The 22,627-nt window shown below is 63.1% G+C and carries 23 protein-coding genes; 13 read left to right on the forward strand and 10 right to left on the reverse strand.

The features are described 5' to 3' along the window. The first annotated feature begins 749 nt into the window (after window positions 1-749). From B5495_RS06900 to B5495_RS06910, 3 genes are read left to right on the forward strand one after another with little or no spacing between them, the layout of a single operon-like run. Window positions 750-1,190, forward strand: coding sequence for a DUF4870 family protein (locus B5495_RS06900; protein WP_079552439.1), 441 nt, complete (start codon window positions 750-752; stop codon window positions 1,188-1,190). After that, window positions 1,187-1,756 carry a cytochrome c oxidase subunit 3 family protein gene (locus tag B5495_RS06905; RefSeq protein WP_079552440.1) on the forward strand — a complete coding sequence of 190 codons (570 nt, stop codon included), beginning with the start codon at window positions 1,187-1,189 and terminating at the stop codon, window positions 1,754-1,756. Before B5495_RS06900 ends, B5495_RS06905 begins: the two co-directional genes overlap by 4 nt. Window positions 1,757-1,788: 32 nt before the next feature. After that, a complete protein-coding gene (locus B5495_RS06910) occupies window positions 1,789-2,082 on the forward strand; it encodes a cytochrome C oxidase subunit IV family protein (RefSeq protein ID WP_079552442.1) in 294 nt (97 codons plus the stop codon). Between the two features lie 11 nt (window positions 2,083-2,093). On the opposite strand, the gene B5495_RS06915 is transcribed toward B5495_RS06910, so the two are convergent. The 7 genes from B5495_RS06915 to B5495_RS06945 all read right to left on the reverse strand — a co-directional run bounded on the left by B5495_RS06915 (window position 2,094) and on the right by B5495_RS06945 (window position 8,922). Then, window positions 2,094-2,312, reverse strand: a complete 219-nt coding sequence (locus tag B5495_RS06915) for a hypothetical protein (protein WP_079552444.1) — start codon at window positions 2,310-2,312, stop codon at window positions 2,094-2,096. Between the two features lie 41 nt (window positions 2,313-2,353). Then, the gene (locus tag B5495_RS06920) at window positions 2,354-4,300 is read right to left on the reverse strand and encodes a nitric oxide reductase activation protein NorD (RefSeq protein ID WP_079552445.1); all 1,947 of its coding nucleotides are present in this window, start codon (window positions 4,298-4,300) and stop codon (window positions 2,354-2,356) included. A gap of 57 nt (window positions 4,301-4,357) precedes the next feature. Continuing rightward, entirely contained in the window at window positions 4,358-5,185 is an 828-nt protein-coding gene (locus B5495_RS06925; protein ID WP_079552447.1) for a CbbQ/NirQ/NorQ/GpvN family protein, read from the reverse strand. Between the two features lie 69 nt (window positions 5,186-5,254). Further along, window positions 5,255-6,610, reverse strand: a complete 1,356-nt coding sequence (locus B5495_RS06930; protein WP_079552449.1) for a cbb3-type cytochrome c oxidase subunit I — start codon at window positions 6,608-6,610, stop codon at window positions 5,255-5,257. An 18-nt stretch (window positions 6,611-6,628) separates the two neighbouring features. Beyond that, complete coding sequence (locus B5495_RS06935; protein ID WP_079552451.1) at window positions 6,629-7,081, reverse strand: c-type cytochrome; 453 nt, start codon at window positions 7,079-7,081, stop codon at window positions 6,629-6,631. A 149-nt stretch (window positions 7,082-7,230) separates the two neighbouring features. Next, window positions 7,231-8,385, reverse strand: a complete 1,155-nt coding sequence (locus B5495_RS06940) for a cytochrome P450 (protein ID WP_079552453.1) — start codon at window positions 8,383-8,385, stop codon at window positions 7,231-7,233. Between the two features lie 108 nt (window positions 8,386-8,493). Further along, on the reverse strand, window positions 8,494-8,922 hold the full coding sequence (locus B5495_RS06945; RefSeq protein WP_079552454.1) for a MarR family transcriptional regulator: 429 nt from the start codon (window positions 8,920-8,922) through the stop codon (window positions 8,494-8,496). A gap of 153 nt (window positions 8,923-9,075) precedes the next feature. Between B5495_RS06945 and B5495_RS06950 the strand changes: the two genes are divergently transcribed. Next, window positions 9,076-9,642 carry a YIP1 family protein gene (locus B5495_RS06950; RefSeq protein ID WP_079552456.1) on the forward strand — a complete coding sequence of 189 codons (567 nt, stop codon included), beginning with the start codon at window positions 9,076-9,078 and terminating at the stop codon, window positions 9,640-9,642. A gap of 55 nt (window positions 9,643-9,697) precedes the next feature. Then, the gene (locus tag B5495_RS15020) at window positions 9,698-10,846 is read left to right on the forward strand and encodes a methyl-accepting chemotaxis protein (RefSeq protein ID WP_172824535.1); all 1,149 of its coding nucleotides are present in this window, start codon (window positions 9,698-9,700) and stop codon (window positions 10,844-10,846) included. On the opposite strand, the gene B5495_RS06960 is transcribed toward B5495_RS15020, so the two are convergent. Beyond that, window positions 10,835-12,001 carry an NnrS family protein gene (locus B5495_RS06960; protein WP_079554952.1) on the reverse strand — a complete coding sequence of 389 codons (1,167 nt, stop codon included), beginning with the start codon at window positions 11,999-12,001 and terminating at the stop codon, window positions 10,835-10,837. The genes B5495_RS15020 and B5495_RS06960 overlap by 12 nt on opposite strands. 119 nt (window positions 12,002-12,120) lie before the next feature. On the opposite strand from B5495_RS06960, the gene modA reads away from it, so the two are divergent. The 7 genes from modA (at window position 12,121) to B5495_RS06995 (ending at window position 19,943) form a co-directional block, all read left to right on the forward strand. After that, a complete protein-coding gene (modA, locus tag B5495_RS06965; RefSeq protein ID WP_079552460.1) occupies window positions 12,121-12,975 on the forward strand; it encodes a molybdate ABC transporter substrate-binding protein in 855 nt (284 codons plus the stop codon). Window positions 12,976-12,986: 11 nt separating this feature from the next. Next, window positions 12,987-13,682 (forward strand): molybdate ABC transporter permease subunit, encoded by a 696-nt coding sequence (gene modB, locus B5495_RS06970; protein WP_079552462.1) that lies wholly within the window; start codon window positions 12,987-12,989, stop codon window positions 13,680-13,682. 21 nt (window positions 13,683-13,703) lie between these two features. Beyond that, complete coding sequence (gene modC / locus B5495_RS06975; protein ID WP_079552464.1) at window positions 13,704-14,795, forward strand: molybdenum ABC transporter ATP-binding protein; 1,092 nt, start codon at window positions 13,704-13,706, stop codon at window positions 14,793-14,795. A gap of 176 nt (window positions 14,796-14,971) precedes the next feature. After that, window positions 14,972-16,255: an imelysin family protein gene (locus B5495_RS06980; protein ID WP_079552465.1), complete on the forward strand. Its 1,284-nt coding sequence runs from the start codon at window positions 14,972-14,974 to the stop codon at window positions 16,253-16,255. 115 nt (window positions 16,256-16,370) lie between these two features. Continuing rightward, window positions 16,371-17,777: a di-heme oxidoreductase family protein gene (locus B5495_RS06985; protein ID WP_079552467.1), complete on the forward strand. Its 1,407-nt coding sequence runs from the start codon at window positions 16,371-16,373 to the stop codon at window positions 17,775-17,777. A gap of 29 nt (window positions 17,778-17,806) precedes the next feature. Next, window positions 17,807-18,844 (forward strand): imelysin family protein, encoded by a 1,038-nt coding sequence (locus tag B5495_RS06990; RefSeq protein WP_079552469.1) that lies wholly within the window; start codon window positions 17,807-17,809, stop codon window positions 18,842-18,844. A gap of 247 nt (window positions 18,845-19,091) precedes the next feature. After that, window positions 19,092-19,943, forward strand: coding sequence for a DUF1513 domain-containing protein (locus B5495_RS06995; RefSeq protein WP_231897249.1), 852 nt, complete (start codon window positions 19,092-19,094; stop codon window positions 19,941-19,943). A 48-nt stretch (window positions 19,944-19,991) separates the two neighbouring features. On the opposite strand, the gene B5495_RS07000 is transcribed toward B5495_RS06995, so the two are convergent. Next, on the reverse strand, window positions 19,992-20,861 hold the full coding sequence (locus B5495_RS07000; RefSeq protein WP_079552470.1) for a LysR substrate-binding domain-containing protein: 870 nt from the start codon (window positions 20,859-20,861) through the stop codon (window positions 19,992-19,994). A 156-nt stretch (window positions 20,862-21,017) separates the two neighbouring features. On the opposite strand from B5495_RS07000, the gene B5495_RS07005 reads away from it, so the two are divergent. Beyond that, complete coding sequence (locus B5495_RS07005) at window positions 21,018-21,893, forward strand: DMT family transporter (protein WP_079552472.1); 876 nt, start codon at window positions 21,018-21,020, stop codon at window positions 21,891-21,893. Window positions 21,894-21,920: 27 nt separating this feature from the next. Here B5495_RS07005 and B5495_RS07010 read toward each other — a convergent pair whose 3' ends face one another. Then, the gene (locus B5495_RS07010; RefSeq protein WP_079552474.1) at window positions 21,921-22,586 is read right to left on the reverse strand and encodes a TVP38/TMEM64 family protein; all 666 of its coding nucleotides are present in this window, start codon (window positions 22,584-22,586) and stop codon (window positions 21,921-21,923) included. Window positions 22,587-22,627: the final 41 nt, after the last annotated feature.

The raw sequence follows: 22,627 nt of genomic DNA on the forward strand, positions 1-22,627 counted from the left end.
GCTGTTTTGCCGGGCAAGTCTTGAGCTCAGGACTAAACCGCCGCCGGGCACCGAGCGCTTCATCCACAACGCCATATGCAATACCGCTGATTAATGCTCATTACCGTGAATCCATATTTTTATATAATGCTATTCATTCGTTTCAATAACGCTATTTAATAGTTGTTTTAAACACTCATTAAACACCGATTTACGCCTTAAACGACTTCGCTTTATTTGTTTTATATGGGATAATCACACAGTGCACCGCACATTATAGTCTTCTCAATAAGACACATCCGAAAACCCGGCTTTAACCAACAGACTTTCGTAAATTTTACTTTATTTTCAAAGACTTAGAAAAAGCTTAAAAATAGCTTCAAAAACCCGGGCCGTCCCTGGTTTTTCGAGCACCTTTCGTCAGGAGGCATCATGCTACGCGCCGCGATTCTTACACTATTGTTCGCTACGACTCTTACTCTTGTAGGGCTGGCTCAGGCTCAGACCCCGGCTCAGCTTGAGTCTCGGTCGAGCGCACTGACCGACACGACGTCGACAGTGAATATGGTAGTGCATGATGCACGAACGCAGCGTCTCGCGGAGTGAAAAGCGTCTCCTCTGACGATTCAACCTGCGCAGGCTCCCTGCGTTCGACACGCTAAACATTGATCCAGGCCAACTTTTACGACGGCACCTCGCGCTATAGTAGTATGTGACATACATCTTTGGGCCGACACCCTGTCGGCCACTACTTTTTTAGCGAGGTGCCCATGGCCACTGCACTCGACCCCCATCACGCCGAGCCGCTGGATAAACAGGCGCCCGGTCGCGGCGCTACCGTCATCGTTTACATGCTGCTTTTGGGCAGCGTCATGACGGTTGTCACCGCGCCGGCCGGCGCGCTTGTCGCCCATCTCAAATATCGCCACGCCGCGCCCTGGGTGCAAAGCCACCTGCAGTTTCAGCTGCGTACGTTCTGGCTGGGCGTGCTTGGCGGCGCGCTGTTTGCGGTTGTCTGGCAGCTGCTGGGCGTTGCCGGGATTTCCCCCATGGCGCCCTGGGCAATGGGCTATGTGTTTTTTACCACCTGCCTGATCTGGCTGGTCGGCCGCTGCGGCGTAGGCATTTCCCGGCTAATCGCCAATCGGCCCGTGCCTGACCCACGTAGCCTGGCCTTCGGCGGCGCTGATATTACGCTTCGCGACGCATGAGTTCCCGCGCGCTGCCCAACCCCGGCTGGGGTCCGCTTTCTGCCTTGCCCGGCAATCCGCTGATGTGGGTTCTGATCCTCAGCGAACTGCTGGTGTTCATGGCCTTTTTTGTGCTTTACATCACCGAACGCGCCGCGCAGGTGGCGCTGTTTGATGCCTCCCAACAGCATCTTGACCCGCTAATGGGCGGGCTCAACACCATGGTACTGCTGACCAGCGGGCTATTTGTGGCATTTGCCGTGGAAGCCATTGCGGCGGGAAAAGTACGCCGCACGCGCCAATGGCTTGGCGGTGCCGCGGGGCTGGGCGTGCTGTTCGGTGCCATCAAGATAGTCGAGTACTCGAGCAAATTTACGGCGGGTACCACGCCCGAAACCAATACTTTCTTCGGCTTTTATTTCGGGCTGACCGCCTTTCACTTCGCCCACGTGCTGTTTGGCCTGATTCTGCTCGCGCTGGTGAGCTGGCGGACCAACGTGGAAAACGTCGAAACCGCCGCAGCGTTCTGGCACATGGTCGATCTGATCTGGATTTTGCTCTACCCGCTGCTGTATCTGCTGCGTTAATACCCGTTGTCGTTAACAAGGAGGCTTTTCCCATGACCATTCTGCCCGGCCAGCGCCGCCTGTTGATGACGTGGGCCACGCTGATGGCGCTCACCGTGGTATCCATGGCCTCGGCACGGCTGGATCAAGCCAGCTGGGAGGCATTGCCGCTGTGGTCGGCAGCGCTAGTGCTGATGGTGACCGGTTTCAAGGCGCAGCGGCTGCTGATGGTGTATTTGAACCTGCGCCAGTCCACCGGCGCCTGGAAAGGCGCCTTTGTGGGCATCATCACGCTGACATTGCTGTTGATCAGCGCGGGCTATCTTTACACCCACTTCAGTCGTTAGGTGACGCACGCTTAGCGCGCGGGTGCTCTGGCCCAGCGTTCCAGTCGGCGGCCAAGGCGCATCAGCCCGTACACCACCACCGGCATGATCAGCATCAGCGCCACGCCCCAGTCGCGGTTGTTGATCAGCCACACCAGCGGCAGCACAATCGCAACGGCGCAGCCAAGCCAGACCGCCACGCCAAGGTACAAGCGGGAATGCTGCAACGGCTGAACCCGTGAATGATGCATAACGCATACCTCCCTCTATCAAACTGCCGCCTGGCCAACAGTCAGGTGGCGATAATCTGGCGGTAAATCCCCGGCAGCGCGAGCGATAAATGCTCGGGGCGCTGGACGATGGCATAGCTGCCGCGGCCAAACAGGCGCGGAATATATTGCCCGGCCTGACGGTCGATGGTGACGCCAAACACGCGGACGTCCTCGCGCCGCGCTTCCAGCACCGCTTTGCGGGTATCTTCAATGCCGTAACGGCCTTCGTAGTAGTCGTTGTCGTTGGGCTTGCCGTCGGTGAGCATCAGCAACAGCCGGTGGCGGTTGGGCCGTTTGGCAAGCTCTGCGGTCAGGTGCCGAATGGCCGGCCCCATACGCGTATAGCTGCCGGGCTTGAGCGCCGAAATGCGCCGCGTCACCCGCTCGCCCATGGGCTCATCAAAGTCCTTCAGCGTATTCACCCAGACCTTGTGGCGTCGCTGGGAGGTAAAGCTGTGAATGGCGTAGTCATCGCCGCAGCCGGCCAGCCCGTGGCCCAGCACCAGCAGCGCTTCCTTGGCCACATCGAGTACGCGGCGATCGTCCAGCCAGGCTTCGGTCGACAGCGATACGTCCACCAGAATCGACACTGCCAGATCCCGCGCCTGAGTGCGGCTCTCGATGTATAGCCGATCGCTGGACTCGCCGGTTGCGGCCAGATCGCAGCGGGCGCGAATCACCGCGTCCATGTCCAGCTCGCTACCGTCAAGCTGACCGCGCAGCATTTCCCGCCGCGGCCGGAGCGCTTCAAACTCGCGGCGCACGCGGCGTATACGCCGGCGCGTGATTTCATCGGGCGTCCAGTTTTCGCCTTCTTCGCTTTGCACATCGCTGAGCACCACGCAGTGGTCGGGCAGATAGGCCTGCTTGCGATGGTTCCATTCGGGGTAAACGTGACGGCCTTTCAGCCGCGTGCCGGCAGCGGCGTCGGGCGCCAGATCCAGGTCGAGCTTGAGCTTTGACGAGGCCTTCTTGCGGTTGGGCGAAAGCACGATCTCGTCCATCTGATCAGCCGCCTGGCGGGCGTCTTCTTCCTCGTCGTCGACGTGGCGGTTGAGGTTGACCATCTCGGCCCAGGAGAGCATTTTCTCCGAGGCGTTGAGCATAAAGGAGTCGTCGCGGTCGGCCTGGTCCTGCTCCCGGCGATCGGCCTGACGCTTGCCCTGGTCATCTTCTTCCTCATGCCGGGTCTTGAGCTCGGTCTCGTCATCGTCGTCTTCGACGCTATCCTGCTCGGCATCACGAGTACCGATCGCCACGGCCTGCCCCCACAGCGGCACCGGCAGCGGCGGGCGATAGCCCTGGGGCGCACGCAAATCATCCAGCGGAGTGTCGGGATCCCGAATGGCGTGCTGCAGGGCAAGCGCCAAGCCGCTTTCAGGATCGGGCGCGCCCAGCTCGGCGCACAGCGCCGTTTCCAGCGCGGCCTCTACCGGCGGCAGGCGTCGGCGCGCCGGGCGAATACTCAGCAGCGCTGCGCACAGCGCCATATAGCGATTCTGCAGGCCGGAGAAGCGTGCAAGCGTCGCCTGCCAGGCGCGTCTAGCCTCCCGCAGCCGGCAAACATCAGCCTGCAGCAGGTCAGCCGGCAGCGATATCGGCTGCACTTCGGCCAGGTAGGCGGTCAGCCACAGGTAGAGGTCACGATTGAGCGCCGCCTCGGGGAATAGCGCCAGTCTGGGCGGCAGCAGCAGGTGGTCTTCATCCCGACGGGCCTGGTCAAGCTCTTCTTCGTCAAGCCCTAGCCGCTGGCGCAGACTGAGCCGGTGACGCGAGGCACGGCGCTTGATCGCCGCCACTTCAAGGCCGGCATCGCCACCGGCGGCGCGAAAAAACACACCGAGAAGATGCTGCATATCGTCCAGCAACACCTCGGCATCAGGGTACTCGGGGTAGCTGTCTGCCCGGGATGCCCAACGGTGCCAGTGGCGGCCGACAAACTCTTCAACCTCAAGGAAATCCAGCATGGCGGCCTCCCGTAAGCCCATGAAAAACGCGGATGAAACGTGGTTGCATCAGCGGCATCAGCCGAAGGTGGCGCGAACCGCTTCCATCAATCCTTCCTGCACGTCGGCATCATCGGACAGCGGCTCCACGATGGTGGCTCGGGCAGCATCGAGAATCGGCATGCCGGCTTGAATCAGGGTGGCGCAGTAAATCAGCAGGCGGGTAGAAATCCCTTCCTCCAGATCCTGGCCTTTCATGCCCCGCAGGCTGGCGGCCAGATTGACCAGTGCCGCGCAGCGTTCGGCGGGCAGGCCGCTTTCCTTGGCGACAATATCACGCTCCACCGCCGGCGGTGGAAAATCAAACGACATGGCCACAAAGCGCTGGCGCGTGCTGGGCTTGAGGGATTTGAGAATGTGCTGATAGCCCGGGTTGTACGACACCACCAGCATAAAATCGTCCGGCGCTTCGAGCAGCTCGCCGGTGCGCTCCAGCGGCAGCACGCGACGGTCGTCGGTGAGCGGATGCAGCACCACGGTGACGTCCTTGCGCGCCTCGACCACCTCATCGAGGTAGCAGATGCCGCCTTCGCGCACCGCACGGGTCAGCGGGCCGTCGACCCACTGGGTTTCACCGCCCTTCAACAGATAACGGCCGGTGAGGTCGGCGGCGGTCAGGTCATCGTGGCAGGACACCGTATGCAGCGGCTTGCCTAGTTTTGCCGCCATATGGCTGATAAAGCGCGTCTTGCCGCAGCCGGTGGGGCCTTTCAGCAGCAGCGGCAAACGCTGGGCAAACGCCTGCTCGAACATCTCGCACTCGTTGCCCACGCTTTGATAATAAGGCACCGACGCGTCCACCGTGGAGGGCGCGTCAGCAGGTTTAGTCAGGGTTGATAAGGACATAAAACACTCCCGGCAACATGAAAAAAGGCAGCGAGTCACAAAGGCCCCGCGGTACGGGGCCCTTTCACATCAGGCGCTTTCGGCGCCTGCGATCATCTGTGTGCCGCCGGCCGGCGCTTGAACCCGCCGAGGACCAAAGAAGGAGTAGACCAACAGCCCGGCGCCAATCGCGACGGCCACGCCGGCACCCAGGCGCATGCCGTAGAACAGCCCCAGCTGATCCTGAACTTCCATGTAGTTCATGCCCAGCACGCGCTGCAGGTGGGTTTGCACCACACCGGCAAAGGTCAGCGTAAAGGTCATGAAGCACATCGCGCCGGTCATGATCCAGAAGCCCCACATGTTCATGACCTGGTTATACGGCTGGCTGCGGCGCAGCGACGGCATGGCAAAGGTAATCACGCCCAGAATGATCATCACGTAGGCGCCGTAAAAGGCCAGATGGCCGTGCGCGGCGGTAACCTGAGTGCCGTGGCTGTAGTAGTTGACCCAGTGCAGCGTGTGCATGAAGCCCCACACGCCGGCGCCGAAGAAGGCCACGGTCGGGCAGCCCAGCGTCCACAGCATGGCGGCCTTGTTGGGGTGATTGCGGGTGCCTTTCCAGAACATGGTGAAGGCGAACATCACCATGGTGAAGAACGGCGCCACTTCAAGCGTCGAGAAAATGCTGCCGATGGGCTGCCAATAGCTCGGCGCACCAATCCAGTAGTAGTGGTGACCGGTGCCCAACAAGCCCGAGAACAGCGCCAGCCCGACGATCACGTAAAGCCACTTTTCGATCACTTCGCGGTCGACCCCGGTCATCTTGATCACCAGATAACCCAGCAGCGCGGCCATGATCAGCTCCCATACGCCTTCGACCCAGAGGTGCACGACCCACCACCAGTAAAGCTTGTCGACAGCGAGGTTGGTCGGATTGTAGAAGGCAAACAGCCAGAAAACCGCCGCTAGCCAGAGCCCCAACATCAGCACCATGTTGATCGCCGTGCGGCGACCCTTGGCCAGCGTAGTGCTGGTGTTGAACAGGAAGAGCAAGAACGAGATGGTGATCAGCACCTTGATCCAGAACGGCTGTTCCAGAAATTCGCGCCCTTCGTGAATCCCGAACTGGTAGCCCACCAGTGCTGCCGCACCGGCAAAGGCAAAAATTGCCAGCTGCAGGTAGGCCAGCCCCGGGCTATGAATCTCGCGCTCGGCTTCTTCCGGCATCAGGTAGTAGGTGCATCCCATAAAGCCGATCAAAAGCCACACGATCAGCAGGTTGGTATGACTGACGCGCATGATGTTGAACGGCATGAAGCTGGCCATGAACTCGGGCCAGACATAAACCGTGGCGGCCAGCAGGCCGAACACGATCTGCAAGGCAAATAGCGCCATGGCAACCATGAAGAACGGTAGCGCCACCCTTTGCGTTTCGTATTTCATTACGGTGTTCTCCTTGGGTTAACCGGCGGAATTCGGCGGCCAGTCTTGGGTGTCTATACCGTCGGTCCATTCGAGAAAATCGATCAGTGACTGCATTTCCTCTTCGCTGAAGTCGTAGGCCGGCATCTGGCGCCGTCCGGGCACGCCCAAGGGCTGAGCACGTATCCACGCGGCAATGCCGTTGCGCGCCGCCTCGGCGTTTTCATGCCCGCCGTAGCGCTCCCAGACGTTGCCCAGCTCCGGCGCAAAGTAGGCGCCTTCGCCGAGGATGCTGTGGCAGTTGATGCACATGTTCTTTTCCCACACCTCTTTGCCGTGCTTGACCGAATCGGTCAGCCCCTCACTGTCGGTGGAAACATTCACCATGTACCAGTGGCTATGCGCCGTTAGCGCCGCGAACAGCAGAAAGAAGAACAGCGACCCGCCGTAGAAAATATTGCGGGCCGCCGACTTGGTGAGACCTTCGGCCATGAGTTACCCCCCTTGCTCGCTTGGCAGGCGGCAACTGGGCACGCCGACCTGCGGTTTTATAAGATGCACTTAACATGCATCTTTATTGTAAAGCACCTTCCCCGTCGCAAACGTTGATGGGGATCAAGAAGACGTGAAAAATCGCTGCGTTAGCGGCATATATGCAGCGGTACGCGGGCGTAACCGCCGGCAGGGTAACAAGCGCGCACGGCAGGCTCATCGGGAATCGTGCGAATGCGGCGGGTGGCGTTGATCAACGCCTGCATGAAGTCCAGCAATTCCATGCGGGCCAGCGGCGCCCCGGGACACACGTGAATGCCGGCGCCATACAGCAGGTTGCTCTCGGGGTCACGGCCCAGGCGCACTGTGTCCGGGTCTTCAAACACGTCCGGGTCACGGTTGGCGGCGCCCCACAAAATCGTCAGCCGCTCGCCTTCGGCAATAGATCGCCCGCCAACGTCGACCGGGCAGGTGGCCACGCGGCGGTTGGACATCAGCGGCGCATCCAGACGCAGTATTTCGTCGATCACTTCGGGCAATATGTCGGGCTCGTCGCGCAGGCGCTGCTGCCAGCCGGAGTTAGCCGCGAGAAACTGCATCAGGCTACCGATGCTCGCTGAAATGGTGCCCAGCTCGCCCACCGTCCAGTTACGCATCAGGCTGACCAGCTCTGCGTCGGTCAGCGGCCGGCCGTCGACGGTTTCGTTCATCAGGCGAGTGGTGACGTCGTCGGGCGGCGTGGCGAGCGCGCGGCGCACAGTCAGGCGTTCGCGGATCACGCCGTCAAACTCCAGTGCCAGCTCGCCCAGCGCCTCACGGTCACCGGCAAGCGTGGCCGCCTGCTGGCGTTTGACCCAGTCGCGCAGCGGCTCGTGCAGGCTCGTCGGCCAGCCCATGAAGGCGCACTGAATTTCCAGGGCGAAGTTCTGGCCCATCTCGGCCATGGCCTCAACCGGGCCGTCGTGGGGCAGGCGATTGACCACGCCTTCGGCAATGGCGCGGCAGCGGGGGGCAAACTCGGCCATCGCCGCGGCGTTGAAGTACGGCTCGATAATCCGGCGAAAGCGGGTGTGATCCGGCGGGTCCATGGCGTTGGGCACGGACAAATGCCGGCTGGCCGCGTTGCTGAAGGTGGCGTGGTCGTTCAGTACGCGCACCACATCCGCGTGGCGCAGTAGCGACCACTGCAGGTAGTCACTGAATGCGACGGGGCAGCGGCCGCGCAGCGCATCGTAGGCATGGAGCTGGTCATCCTGCACGTCTGGCGCGCGCGGATCCCAGTCGATCTGGCAGGTATCGCTCATGTTGCCTCCCAAGCAAGTGAGTAGAGACAACACTCAGGGAAGCACAGCCCGCCACCAGCGCGTATTGATACAGATCAAGCCGGAAGCGGCGACCCGGAAAACCGACCTTCAGCTGAGCGCTGGATAGTCAGACAAACAGAAGGTTTCCTTGAACTGGCGCAGCTCCGGCTGGTGCAGCGCGGCAATGCACCGGGCCAGCTCGGCGCCGCGCGCCAGCAGGTGCACTTCGCTACGGCGGCGGTCTTCGCGCCCCTGCACGCGCTGTACAAACCCCGAATGCTCGCAGCGATCCACCAGCATGACCGTGCCGTGGTGCTTGGCCTGCAGCCGTTCGGCAAGCTCGCCCACCGTTGCCCACTGGCGCGCCTCGCCCCCCAGCAGGTGCAACAGCAGCTGGTACTGCAGCGGCGTCACGCCGTGGCGGCGGCAAATATCTTCGCTGTGGCGTAAAAAACAGCGCAGCTGGTAGCGAAACAGCGACAGCTCCTGAAAGTCCTGCCGAGTAAGTTCCTGCTGAGTAAGAGAGGCATCACACATGACATCGTCCACGGTTACCGCACCGGGCGCCTGCTATATTGACAAGCAACCCCGTACGACCTAAGGGTTAAACATAAAACATCATAATATGATATTTTTGTTTACCTGACGAGTTTGACCGATCTGCTGCCTCCCACCTTTGAGGACACCGCCATGAACCCGACCACCGTGATCAAGCTGCCCTTCACCCGTCAGGCGGGTTGGAAAGAGCTGCAGCGCCGCCGGCCTTCCATTGCCAAGCTGGCCTTTTGCTTGGTGCTGCCCATGTCGCTGATTCCGCCGGTACTGTTGTATTACGCCGGCACCCACTACGGCGATGCCTTCGTCGCCGGTTTCGGTGACCGGCAGTGGCGTTTTATCACCACGATCCTGTTTTTGTCCGAACTGCTGACGTTTTTTGTCATGGGCTGGCTGATTCACACCGTGGTCAACATCGCCGATGACATGACGCTGGATTATCAGGACGCCTATTTACTCGCCGCGCTCGCGCCGCTGCCGCTCTGGTCGTCGGCATTAGTGCTGCTGATTCCCAGCCTGCTGCTCAACGTATTCGCCGTCCTGGTGGCGCTGGGCATTTCCTGCAGTCTGGTTTATCAGGGGCTGGGGGCGCTCTGTGAGCGACGCGGCCAGGATATGACGACCATGTCCGCGACCTACACCATCATGGCCGCCGGCGTACTGGCCTGGGGGCTGTTAATGACGATTATCTGGTCGTATTGAGTCGCCGCCGTAGGCAAAGGAACGCTTAAAAAAGCACTAGTGAGAAGGAATGATCATGCCCCTATGGAAACGCTCTCGCCCGCTGCCGGCCTCGCCTGCAGCGGATGACGCCGATACCCTGCGCGCCGAGCGAGACCGCCTGCAGGCGCGCGTTACCGCGCTGGAAACCGAACAGCGCCTGCATCAGCATCTGTTTACCAACCTGACCGGCTTCGGCGATTCCGTGATCGCCCTGCGCGAATCGTTTACCGATTTGTCATCGCTGCTGCTCGGCAACCGGCAAACCACCGCCTTCACCACCCGCGAATCCCAGCACAGCCAGCAGGCACTTAATGCCATGCTGGAAGATCTGCAGACGCTCAATCGGCACATCGGCAGCGCGGCTGAACAGGTATCGGTACTGCGTGGGGACGCCGGCCGCATCGACAGTTTTGTCCACGCCATCGACAAGATTTCCCTGCAATCCACACTGCTTGCCTTTAACGCCAGTATTGAAGCAGCGCGCGCGGGAGAAGCCGGTCGGGGGTTCTCCGTGGTGGCTACCGAGGTGCGCCAGCTCGCTACCCGAACGCACAGCGCTACCGGCGAAATTGGCGAGCTTAACCGCAGCATCCTGCAGCAGGCAGGGCACGTTGACGACACCATGGTCGATAACGCACACAAGGCCGAACACCTCAGCACTGAGGCGAGCCAGGTCATGCAACGTACCGAACAGCTGCTCGCCCTCACCCGCGAAAGCAGCCAGGCGCTGTCTTTTTCGGCCATGCTCAGCGAGGTTGAACTGGCCAATCTGGAAGAGCTGGAAATCAAGCTTGAGGTGTACCGCATTTTCATGGGGCTATCTGAGTCAACCGCCGCCGATCTGCCCGATGAAACCCAGTGTGCACTGGGACGCTGGTACTATGAAGGCACCGGCAGCCAGCAGTTTAATAACGATCAGGACTTTCAGGAGCTGGAAGTGCCGCACCGCGAGGTACACCAGCAGGCTATCGCCGCGGTTAGCTACCGTCAGGCAGGCGATGTCGAGGCCGCCATGGCAGCACTTGCGCGCATGGAAGCGGCCAACCTGAACGTCATGGAGCGGCTGCGATATATCATGCGCAAATATCGTCCCGAATCTTCGCCGCTAGCGGCCGAAAAACATACCGAACTGGAACACAACGTCGCCTTGGCCGAACCGCAGCGCGTCCTGTTACCGTCGTGAAGGCAGCGTCTGTTGGCCGGTTGCCCAGCGCACCAGCCGCCAGGCCACTACCAGCCAGGCGGCGCTCCAGCACAGCGCCGCGCCCCACAGCGCGGCCATTCCCCCAACCTGCCATGCTACCAAGCGCAACGCGGCGGCGGCAGCGAACAGCAGCACCAAGGGGATAAACGCCCGCTCACGCTCGGAGCGTGCCTTGGCACGCGATACCGCCTGGCGCAGCATTACCGTACTTGAGAGCGTGCCCAGCGCCCCGATGGTAAACGCATGCAGCGCGGTGCTTGCGCTCAGGCCGCCAAGCGCCGCCCAGGCATATAGCCACAGCCCCGCCCCCAGCCAGGCGTAGCCCGCCATCAGCGCCAGCAAGTCGGCCCGCTTACGGCATTGCCAGGGCGTAAAGCCCCACAGCCGGTACATCACCAGCGCCCCTGCCGCCGCGGCCATCAGTGCGGCAAGCACCTTGCCATAAGGCAGCCAGAGCGCGGCGGGCAGCACGCCCAGCAGCACAATCAGCGCCGCCTCCAGATTAGGCTGCACGCCGGCACCGCTTTTATGAAACTGGCGTTTTACATAGCCATTGACCGCCGGGGCAATCAGGCGCCCACCCATAAATGTCATCAGCAGCACCAGTAACAGCACGCCCTGCTGCAGCAGCGAAAACGCCGGCCAGCCGCCCACATAGCGCTCGCCCAGGGTGGCCACGGCGAGCAGGCAAATCAGACTGATAAGCGGCGCCAGCACGTGGTTGCGCCACTTTTTGGCAGCGAAGAAACGTGGCACCACCCACCACGCCACGCCCACGGCAAACAGCGCATCGGCAAGCGTTGCCACCACTAGCCAACCTCCGCCCAGCAATCCCAGCCGGCCCAGGCCCCACAGCGCCACCAGCGGTATCAAGCGCTGCCGGCTCAGCGGGCCCAGCAGGTAGCCCGCCATGACCGCCAGCGCAAAGCCGAACAGCAGCTCACGGGCATGCCCGGCCGGTGTGGCCAACGATGTTGCCCACGGCACAGCGCCGTACATCGCCGCCAGCGACAGCGGCACAAACAGCGCGGCGTGAAGCGCTGCCAGCGGAAAAAACCACTGCCAGGCCGGCATGCGGCCGTGGCGGTTGGTGGCCGATGCCACCTCGCGTATTGACTTGAAAAGGCTGAACATAACACCAACGTACGACATTGCGTCACGCAGTGCGACCGCCGCCTCTCTGGAACAGTTGCAACCCGCCAGCCAGCGCTATAGCCTCGCTCTATACACTTCTATAACGGTTTACTGCCGTCATGCTCAACACCGCTTCGACTCTTGCCACCGCCTGGCCGCGACGTTTAGCGGTGGCTTTCGCCGCGCTGTGCGCCGCCGGCCTGGCGCACGCCGACACGCTGCACGTTGCCGCAGCGGCCTCGATGACCGACGCCATGAATGATGCCATCGAAACCTACACCGTCGAGCACGACGACGTGAACATCGTGCCGGTTTACGCCTCGTCTTCGACCCTTGCCCGCCAGATTGCCAACGGCGCGCCGGCGGCACTGTTCATTTCCGCCAACCAGAAGTGGATGGACTGGCTGGAAGATGAGGGCGTGGCCGTCCAGCAGCGCATCGACCTGCTGCAAAACCGTCTGGCACTCGTCGCCCCTACCGACGAAGCCGCTGGCGATTTCATCCCCGGTGAAAGCGGCGAGCTTGTAAGACTGCTGGATGACGACGAGCGCCTTGCCGTGGGTGACCCTGACCACGTGCCCGCGGGCATTTATGCCAAGCAGGCGCTCAAGCAGCTAGGCGAATGGGACGCGCTCGAACCGCGTCTGGCGCGCGCCAGCAACGTGCGCAGTGCGCTGGCGCTGGTGGAGCGCGGCGAAACGCCGGCGGGCGTGGTCTATCAAACCGATGCCCAGGCCAGCGACGGCGTGACCACGCTGGGGCTCTTCCCGCTCGACACCCACGACCCCATCGTTTATCCAGCGGCGCTGATCAGCACGGAAGATAGCGACGCGCAAGACAACGCCGACGCCGCGGCCTTTCGCCTTTGGCTGGAAGGCGACGCCGCCACGGCGATTTTTGCCGACCACGGCTTTGCCTCTGCGCTTGAAGGCGACGTGACTAAACATGACCCGACGCCTGACAATGACATCTAAGGAGCGCCGCGTTGCTGTCTCCGGCTGAATGGGACGCCATCCAGCTTAGCCTGCGAATTGCGCTAAGCGCGGTGGGCTGGATTTTACCCCCGGGCATCGCCATTGCCTGGCTGCTGGCGCGGCGCGAGTTTCGCGGCAAGGCGCTGCTCGACGGCCTGGTACACCTGCCGCTGGTGCTGCCGCCGGTGGTGATCGGCTACCTGCTGCTTGTTTCCCTGGGGCGGCGCGGTTTTATCGGCCAGTGGTTGCACGAGGTGGCGGGTATCTCGCTGCCGTTCACCTGGCAGGGAGCGGCGGTGGCCAGCGGCGTCATGGCGTTTCCGCTGTTTGTGCGCGCCGTGCGACTTTCGCTCGAAGCGGTCGACCCCAAACTCGAAGCCGCCGCCCATACGCTCGGCGCGAGCAAGTGGCGGATATTTTTCACCATTACCCTGCCGCTGTCGCTCCCCGGACTGGTGACCGGCACCATGCTGGCGTTTGCCCGGGCGCTGTCCGAGTTTGGCGCCACAATTACCTTTGCCTCAAACATTCCCGGCGAAACGCGCACCCTGCCGCTGGCGCTTTACACCTTGATTCAATCCCCCGGTCAGGAAGCCGCTGCCGCCCGGCTGTGCGTCATCTCCATCGTCATCGCCATGGCGTCGCTGGTGGCGTCGGAATGGCTGGCGCGCAATGCCCGCCTGCGCACCCGCGAACGCGATAGCTGATAAAAGCTCAAGAGGATAACCATGCCGGATACCAGCCTCAGGCTTGCCGTCAAAAAGCAGCAGGGTCGCTTTACCCTCGACGTCGACCTTGCGCTTCCCGCGCGCGGCGTCAGCGCGCTGTTCGGTGCGTCCGGCAGCGGCAAAACCAGCCTGCTGCGCTTGATCGCGGGGCTGGATAAACCCGACGCCGGCCACATTACCCTCGGCGAGCGGGCGCTGGTGGATACCCGGCGCGGCGTTTTTCTGCCGCCCAATAAACGGCGTATCGGCGTGGTCTTTCAGGAAGCGCGGCTGTTTCCCCACTTTCGCGTACGCGCCAACCTGACCTACGGCATGCCGGAAAGCGCCCGCCCGCGCTTTGACGCCATTGTTAAGCTATTGGGCATCGGCTACCTGCTCGAGCGCCTGCCGGGCACGCTCTCCGGCGGCGAAGCCCAGCGCGTCTCGATCGGCCGGGCGCTGCTGACCGACCCCGAGCTGCTGCTCATGGACGAGCCGCTGTCGGGGCTCGACGGCGCACGCAAACAGGAGCTGCTGCGCTTTATTCTCTCGCTGGTGCAGGACGTCAATATCCCCGTGGTGTATATCAGCCACGACCCCCAGGAACTCACCGCCATTGCCGATCATCTGGTGGTTATCGAAGACGGCCGCGTGCTGGCAAGCGATACGCTGGAAAACGTGCTGCTGCGCGTCGACCTTACCCGCCAGCTCGGCGGCTTCGATGCGGCCTCAACGCTTAGCGTCAGCGTTGCCGCCCACGACCACGACTACGGCCTGACGCACCTGCAGCTGGACGACTCCCGCACGCTGGTGGTGCCCTATCAGGACACCCCCGTGGGCACTCACTTTCGCCTGCGCATACCCGCGCGCGACGTAGCGCTGGCGCTATCAGCGCCCAACAACACCAGCTACCGCAACCAGCTGGCCGCGACGATTGAGTCGATCACCCCGCTCCCCGACGACCACACGGCGGTGGAAGCCGTGCTGGCGATAGGTGATCAGCGCCTGCGCGCGCGGCTAACGCGCAAATCACGGGATGACATGGCGCTTGAAGAAGGCCAGCCCGTTACCGCGCTGATCCGCAGCGTCGCCTTTGATATGCGCCAGCGGTAAACGCGGCGTCATGGGTTCAACACCCGGCCAGCGCCATCTTCAAGGCTTCCAGCGTGATTATCGGCACCCAGTAGCCCGCGCCGCTGCACCTAATCACATTGAATATCATTTGCACCTTGGTTGGCGTGTCGGTAACGTAGGCGCACACTCTGGCTCTTACCCCAAGGAAACGCCGCATGACTCGTCACCCCCTCGTTGCCACCATTGCGCTTGCCGCGCTTGTGCCGCTGGCCGCTCAGGCCGCCAACGACGCCACGCCGGATGCGGTCGTTGCCAGCGATGTTGTCACTCACTACGCCGACATCGCTCACGCCACCTATCAGGACGCACTGACCACCGCGCAAACGCTGAACGAGCGCATCGACGCGCTGCTGGAAAACCCCTCGGCCAAGACGCTGGCCGCCGCCCAGCAAGCCTGGCTTGCGGCGCGGGTGCCCTATCAACAGTCGGAAGTTTTCCGCTTTGGCAACGCCGTGGTCGACAACTGGGAAGGCCAGCTCAACGCCTGGCCGCTTGACGAAGGCATGATCGACTACGTCGAAGCCGACGACTACCAGCACGAGCTGGGCAGCGAAGGCGCGACCGCCAACATCGTCGCCAACGAATCGATCACCGTGGGCGGCAAGGACGTTGACGTCAGCGACATCACCCCCGAGGTGCTGGCTGACCTGAACGAAATCGGCGGCTCGGAAGCCAACGTGGCCACCGGCTATCACGCCGTCGAATTTTTGCTCTGGGGCCAGGATCTCCACGGCTTTGACGCCGGCAACGGCAACCGCCCGGTCAGCGACTACGTCACCGGCGACGACTGCACTAACGGCAACTGCGACCGCCGCGGCGAGTACCTCGACGCCGTATCCGACCTGCTGGTCGAAGACCTTGAGTGGATGACCGCGCAATGGGCCGACGGCAGCGATGACAACTACCGCGCCGAGCTGCTCGCCGAAAGCGATCAGGAAGGCCTGCGCCGCATGCTCTTCGGCATGGGTTCGCTGTCGCTTGGCGAGCTGGCCGGCGAGCGTTTGAAGGTCGCCCTTGAAGCCAACTCCTTTGAAGACGAGCACGACTGCTTCAGCGACAACACCCACAACTCGCACTACTACAACGGCCAGGGCATTCAGAACGTCTATACCGGCACCTACGAGCGCGTTGACGGCAGCGTCGTTAGCGGCCCGGCGATGGCCGACCTGGTGGCAGAAGAAGATAGCGAACTGGCGACGACCCTGCGCGGCCAGATGGAAACCAGCATGGACAAGCTGGGCGTGATCAAGCAGGCCGCCGAAGCCGAGCAGTCGCCCATGGCCTTTGACATGATGATCGCGCCGGGCAACGAGCAAGGCAGCGCCATGATCAACGACGCGATTCTCGCGCTGGTGGCCCAAACGGCTTCCATCGAAGAAGCCGCAGGCAAGCTGGGCGTCACCTCGCTGCAGCCGGACACCGCCGGCCACAGCTTCTAAGCGCCGCGTGACTCATATTCCATGACGCACACGCAATGACAACCGCCCTGTGGCCCCAAAGCCGCAAGGGCGGTTTTTGCCGTTTATGCATACCGCCACTCTGCGAGGCAGTCCGATGACACCGCACGTTCTCCTTTTCCTCGCCGGGCTGAGCTTTTCCGGCCTGACGCTTGCCGGCGATGACGCCGACGCCTTTCCCATTCAGGACACCCCGCTGTCCGGCGGCAAGGGGTCGGTGGAGCAGTTTGACCACAACGCCTACTCGCTACCGCTGGGCAATCTGGCCATGACCAAACGGCTCGATTTCAGCGTGGGCAACAGCTTTTTCCGCAATCCCTGGGTCGTCGCGCCGGCCAGCACCGCCGCCCGGGACGGCCTCGGACCTTTGCTCAACACCAACAGCTGCCAGGGCTGCCACCTCAAGGACGGCCGCGGCCACCCGCCCCAAGGCGACGAATCGTCGATCGCGCTGTTTCTGCGCCTCTCATTACCCGCCAAACAGGGCAGCGAGGAAACGCTCAAACAGCTCGGCGCCGTGCCGGTGCCCCACTACGGCCGCCAGCTGCAAACCGCCGCCATTCCCGGCGCCGAGCCGGAAGGCAAGATGGTGATCGACCACGAAAAACGCCAAGTCAGCCTTGAGGGCGGCGACACGGTCACCCTGGGCGCGCCGCGCTACCGCATCGAGAACCCGGCCTACGGCCCGCTGCCCGACGATCTGGAAACCTCGCCACGCCTGGCACCGCCGATGTCCGGGCTGGGGCTGCTATCCGCGATTCCCGAGGCCGACCTGCTGGCCGCCGCTGACCCTGACGACGCCAACGGCGACGGGATTTCCGGGCGGGTCAATCACGTCTGGGACGCGCGCAGTCAACGTACCGTAGTCGGCCGCTTTGGTTGGAAAGCCGGCGAGCCCAGCGTCGAGCAGCAAAGCATGCACGCTTTCGCCGGCGACATGGGGCTGACCTCTAGCCTGGCCCCGGCCACCGACTGCACCGTCGCGCAGCAGTGCGACGACTTTGCCGACGGCGGCGAGCCCGAAGTCAGCGACAAAATCGCCGACTTCATCACCTTCTACGCCGAAAGCCTGGCCGTGCCCATGCGTCGCGACATGGACGACCCCGCCGTTGCGCAGGGTGCGCGGCAGTTCAACCGGCTGGGTTGCGCCAGCTGCCACACGCCGCGCCAGCAAACCGCCGATGACGCCGCGCGCCCCGCGCTTGCCGGCCAGACTATCTGGCCCTACACCGACCTGCTGCTGCACGACATGGGCGAAGGGCTGGCCGACAACCGCGCCGAGTTCGAGGCCAGCGGCCACGAATGGCGCACCCCGCCGCTGTGGGGTATTGGTCTGGCGCAAACGGTTAACCCGCGCGCGCACTTTTTGCACGACGGCCGCGCCGCCACTCTGGAAGAAGCGATTCTATGGCACGGCGGCGAAGCCGAAACGGCGCGGAACAACTACCGCAGCCTGCCGTCAGAGAAGCGCCAGCGCCTGCTGCGCTTTCTTGAATCCCTGTAATGCATTTCCCCTTGGTAAAGGAGCACGCCATGCCGACACGAGTGCCTTTTCGACGCACCGCCCAAACCGGGTTGGTTGCCGCCTCGCTGCTGTTAACGCTTGGCGCTAGCGCGGATCAACCCGCCCCGCGTGAGCAGTGGCACCAGGCGGCCCAGCAGCAATACACAGCGCTTGCCGACGCCGCAAAAACCCTTGAGCAAAGCGCTGCCGACTACTGCCAATCATCCGACGAGACCACCCGCAGCGCACTGAAGGCCGACTGGCTGGCCGCCTACCGCGACTGGCAGGCGGTGCGCTATATCCAGTTCGGGCCGATCGAACAACAAAGCCGCGGCTGGCAGCTGCAGTTCTGGCCGGACAGCAAAAACCTGGTCGGCCGCAAGGTCAACACCCAGCTCAAGGCCGACGCGCCGCCGACGGAGAAAGACGTTGAGCAAGCCGGCGTCGCGGTGCAGGGTTTTCCCGCGCTGGAATACCTGCTGTATGACGACGCCATGCAAGCAACAGCGCTGGATAGCCCCAACGCCTGCGCCCTCACCCAGGCGGTTAGCACGCATTTGACCCACACCACTCAAGCGCTTGCCGACGACTGGGACGCCTTTGGTCAGCACTTTGAAACCACCGACGGCTACACTCATACGCTGCTGCAAAGTGCTATTCAAAGCGTGGAACTGCTGGAAGAAAAGCGCCTGGCAAGCCCCCTGGGGCTGCGCGGCAAACCGGCCAACGGCTACCGCGCCGAGGCCTGGCGAAGCGGCCAAAGCATCGCCCTGATGCAGGCCAGCCTTAAAGGTATTGACCGCGGGCTGATGCCCGGTCTGACCGCGCTGCTCACCAGCCGCGGCCACGCTGAGCTGGCGCAAAGCGTGCGCGAACAGCTCGACATCACCCTTGAGCGCGCCGCCGCGCTGCCCGATGGCCTGGCACCGGCCATTGAGGATGACGCCGCCTTTGCCAACATCCAGGGCTTTTACGTTCAGATCAGCCAACTGCGCCAACTGCTGGCGCTCGACGTGGCCGCGGCGACCGGACTGCGGCGCGGCTTTAACTCCAGCGACGGGGACTGACCCATGACCGTTAACCAGACGCGGCGCAACCTGCTTGTGGCCGGCGCGGGAGCGCTGGCCATGCCTTCCTTTGCCTGGGCGCTGCCCGGCCGCCAAAACGCCGACTGGCTGTTCAGCGCGGTGGACGATGCAAAAGGCAACCACTGCATCGCCGGCATTACCCCCAATGGCGAGCGCCATTTTACGCTGACCATTCCCGAGCGCTGTCACGGCGGCTGCCTCTCGCCCACTGCCCCCCCGGGCGGTGGTGTTTGCCCGGCGCCCGGGGCATCATTTTTACGTGGTCGACGCCGACCAGCGCCAGATCACCCACCGCGTGGCCGCCGGCGACGGCTATCACTTTTACGGCCACGGCGTGTTCGACCCCGACGGACGCTACCTTTACGTCACCGCCAACCGGTTGGATGACGCCATGGGGCTGGTGCGGGTATATGACGTCGACGATGGCTATGCGCACGTCCGCGACATCGCCCTCGACGGCATCGGCCCCCACGAGATCCGCCTGCTGCCCGACGGCAAGACACTGGCCGTGGGGCTTGGCGGCATCAAAACGCACCCGGACTACGGCCGCGTCAAACTCAACCTGGGGGAAATGGACCCGGCGCTGCTGCTGGTGGACCGCCACAGCGGCGAGGTTACCGCGCGCCACCGGCCTTCGCACCACCAGCTCAGCTGCCGGCATCTGGACGTTAGCGCCGACGGCACGGTGATAGCGGGCTATCAGTTTCAGGGGCCCGAGTGGGAAACCCACCCGCTACTGTGCCGGTTAGGTCCGGACGGCGCGTTTTCCGAACTGGCGCTTGAGGAAGCGCTCACCGCGAGCCTCCAGCAGTACACCGCCAGCGTCGCAATCAGCCGCCAGCAACCGCTCGCGCTGGTGACCGCACCGCGCGGGCACAAGGCCATCATGCTCAACCACCAGAGCGGGAAACTGCTGGGCGAATATGCCCTGCCCGATGCCGCCGGCGCGCGCTGCGACGGCGCGGGCGGTTTTCTGGTGTCGTCCGGCCAGGGCGGGCTTTACCGGATCGAGCCCGGCAAGCCCGACGCCGTGGCGCTGGCCAACCTGCCGCTGCACTGGGACAACCACCTCACCTGACCACCTTTACTTAACAAGGCTCTCGCCTGGGCACCGCCCTGCCACGCGTTAATCCGGCGCCGGTGCTGCCAGCTGGCGGCGAATCAAGTCCCCCAAGCGTCGCGCCGGTTCTGACGGCCGGTGGGGCGCCCAGTGCAGCGCCAGCTCGATGCTGGGCAGCGCCGGCAGGCCGCTGCTTTCATCCAGCGGCTTGAGCATCGGTGTGAGCATGCTGCGGGTAATCACCACGATGGCCAGCCCCGCAATCACCACCGGCGTCAGCCCGCTCATCGACTGGCTGGTGTAGGCCACCTGCCATTGGCGTCCGGCGGATTCCAGCGCCTGTTCGGCCACTTCACGAAACACGTCGGCCCCGCGCGAATACAGCGCCAGCGGCAGCGGGTCGCGCAGCAGCGGCTGGTGCTGCAACCCCACCGCCCACAGCAGCGGCTCGCGGCGGATCACCTCGCCCCCGGGCGAGCGCCGCTGGCGCGTCACCAGTGCCAGCTCCAGCTCGTCATTTTTCACTCGCTCGGCCAGATCAGCACTGGTGCCGCAAATCACCTCCAGCGATACGCCGGGGTACAGCTGATGAAAGTAGGTCAGCACCGCGGGCAACAGCAGCGCGTAGTCTTCGGGAATGCCCAGGCGCAGCTCGCCGCTGACCTGGCGCGCCTGCATGTCCTGCCAGGCATCGTCGTTCACCGCCAGCAGCCGGCGCGCATGGGTGAGCAAACGCTCGCCGTCGGCGGTGATCTTGAGCTTGCGCCCTACGCGCTCGTGCAGCGACGTTTCCAGCTGCTCTTCCAGCCGCTTTAACTGCATGCTGACCGTCGACTGGGTATACGACAATCGCTTGGCAGCGGCGGTCACGCTGCCGTTGTCAGCCACCGCCACCAGCGTGCGCAGCAGCGTGAGATCAAACGTGGGGGCGCGCATAAGACTCCTTTTTGCCATCACGACGACAAAGTACCGTCAACACATTATAGCCCATTCATCACGAACATTGATGAGTCACATCAATAAGCATTGATTTTATGATACGTTGTGGCGGGATATGCTGCGAGAGTGATATTCAAGGCAAGGAGCCAACGTATGCATAACATTCATATTATCTCACCTCGTCATTTCAGTATTGCCGCTGCGTTGGTGGCCGTCGTGCTATGGAGTGCTGCCCCGCTGCTCGCCGAACAGGCGCGCGATGTTTCTCCACTGCCGCTGGCCGCGCTCACGCTGCTGGCAGGCGCGCTAGTCACGCTGCCGCTAAGCCGGCGCGAGCCCACCCGCCACCTGAGCATGGGCTGGCGCTTGGCCATCTGGCTGGGATTGCCGCTGCTCACTACCGGTGCGGTCAGCAGTTACTTTATCGGCATGCGGCTGGCACCCGCCTCGGACGCCGCCTTGATTACCTACACCTGGCCGGTGCTGTTCATTCTGTTAAGTCAGTGGATTACCTTCGGCCGCGTGCGCTTTTCAAGCGTGCTCGGCGCCATAATTGCCTTTGCCGGCGTGGCCCTGCTGATGGTGCCGCAGGCACTGAGCGGCAGCCACGAAGGCTCGCTGGCCGGCTACGGCTTTGCCATGCTGGCGGCGGTATGCTGGGCGCTGTATTCATGGCTGTGCCAAGCGGCTCCCGCGTCGCTGACACCGTTGATGCCACGAATTTTGCTGATTGCCTGCGCCATCACCGCGGCAGCCGCCCTGCCGCTGGGCAGCTCGCTCACGCTGCCCAGCCAAAATGCGCTGCTGGCCGGTATTGCTATCGGACTGGGACCGTTTGGCATCGCTATGGTGGCGTGGGATAAGGCGCTGCGCCTGGGTAAAGCTAGCGTGATTGGCAGCCTGGCCTACGGCGTGCCGGTACTCGCCGCGGCGTTTCTGGTGCTCGCCGGTATGAGCGTGCTGGACTGGCGCCTGCCGATTGCCGGCGCGCTCGTGGTGGGTGGCTGCCTGCAGGCCAGCCGGCGCTAAACCTCACTCTTCTTACCTCAATCTGCTTTATCGCCTGGCGTAGCGGCGCAGGGCGTAAAGCAGCATGGCCCCCAGCGCTAGCCCGCCCAGCGCCCAGAGCACATCAACGTAGCCGCTGGCGGTGGCCAGCGCGCCGAGCTGGCTGCCCAGCAGCGTTACCCCGGCAAGCCCCGGCACGATACCCAGCGTCGAGCCGATCATGTAGTCGCGAAAGCGCAGATGAAAAGCGCCGGCGAGCATGTTGGTCAGGGTAAACGGCGCCAGCGGCAGCAAATTGACGATCACCATGGCGCGCACGCCGCGCCCGGAAAGGTAACGCGACAGGCCGTTCAAATGCCGGCCACCGTAATCCAGCAGCGCCTCGCGCCCCAGCCGCCTGCCCACCGCGTAAGACACCATGGATGAACACAGCGTGCCCAGCGTGGCATACACAAAGCCCCACAGCGGGCCAAACACCAGCCCCGTCACCGCCACCAGAATACTCAGCGGAAACATCACCAATAGCGCGGCCACGTAGATCGCGCTGACCGCGGCAAAGGCCCAGGGCGAGCCGCGCCACTGCGGCGCACCCGCGACCCACTGGCGCACGCGCTCAACGGTCAGCACATCGTGCATCGCCAGCCACTGCCACAGCCCGGCAAGCGTCACCAGCAATACAAGCGCGCCCAGCGCAATGGTGAGCGATCGTGTCATGTGTTCTCCTCAGCGACGCTGGCGCATGAAAGGTATGGCAT

It is taken from the genome of Vreelandella subglaciescola, assembly GCF_900142895.1.
Taxonomy (GTDB): Bacteria; Pseudomonadota; Gammaproteobacteria; order Pseudomonadales; family Halomonadaceae; genus Vreelandella; species Vreelandella subglaciescola.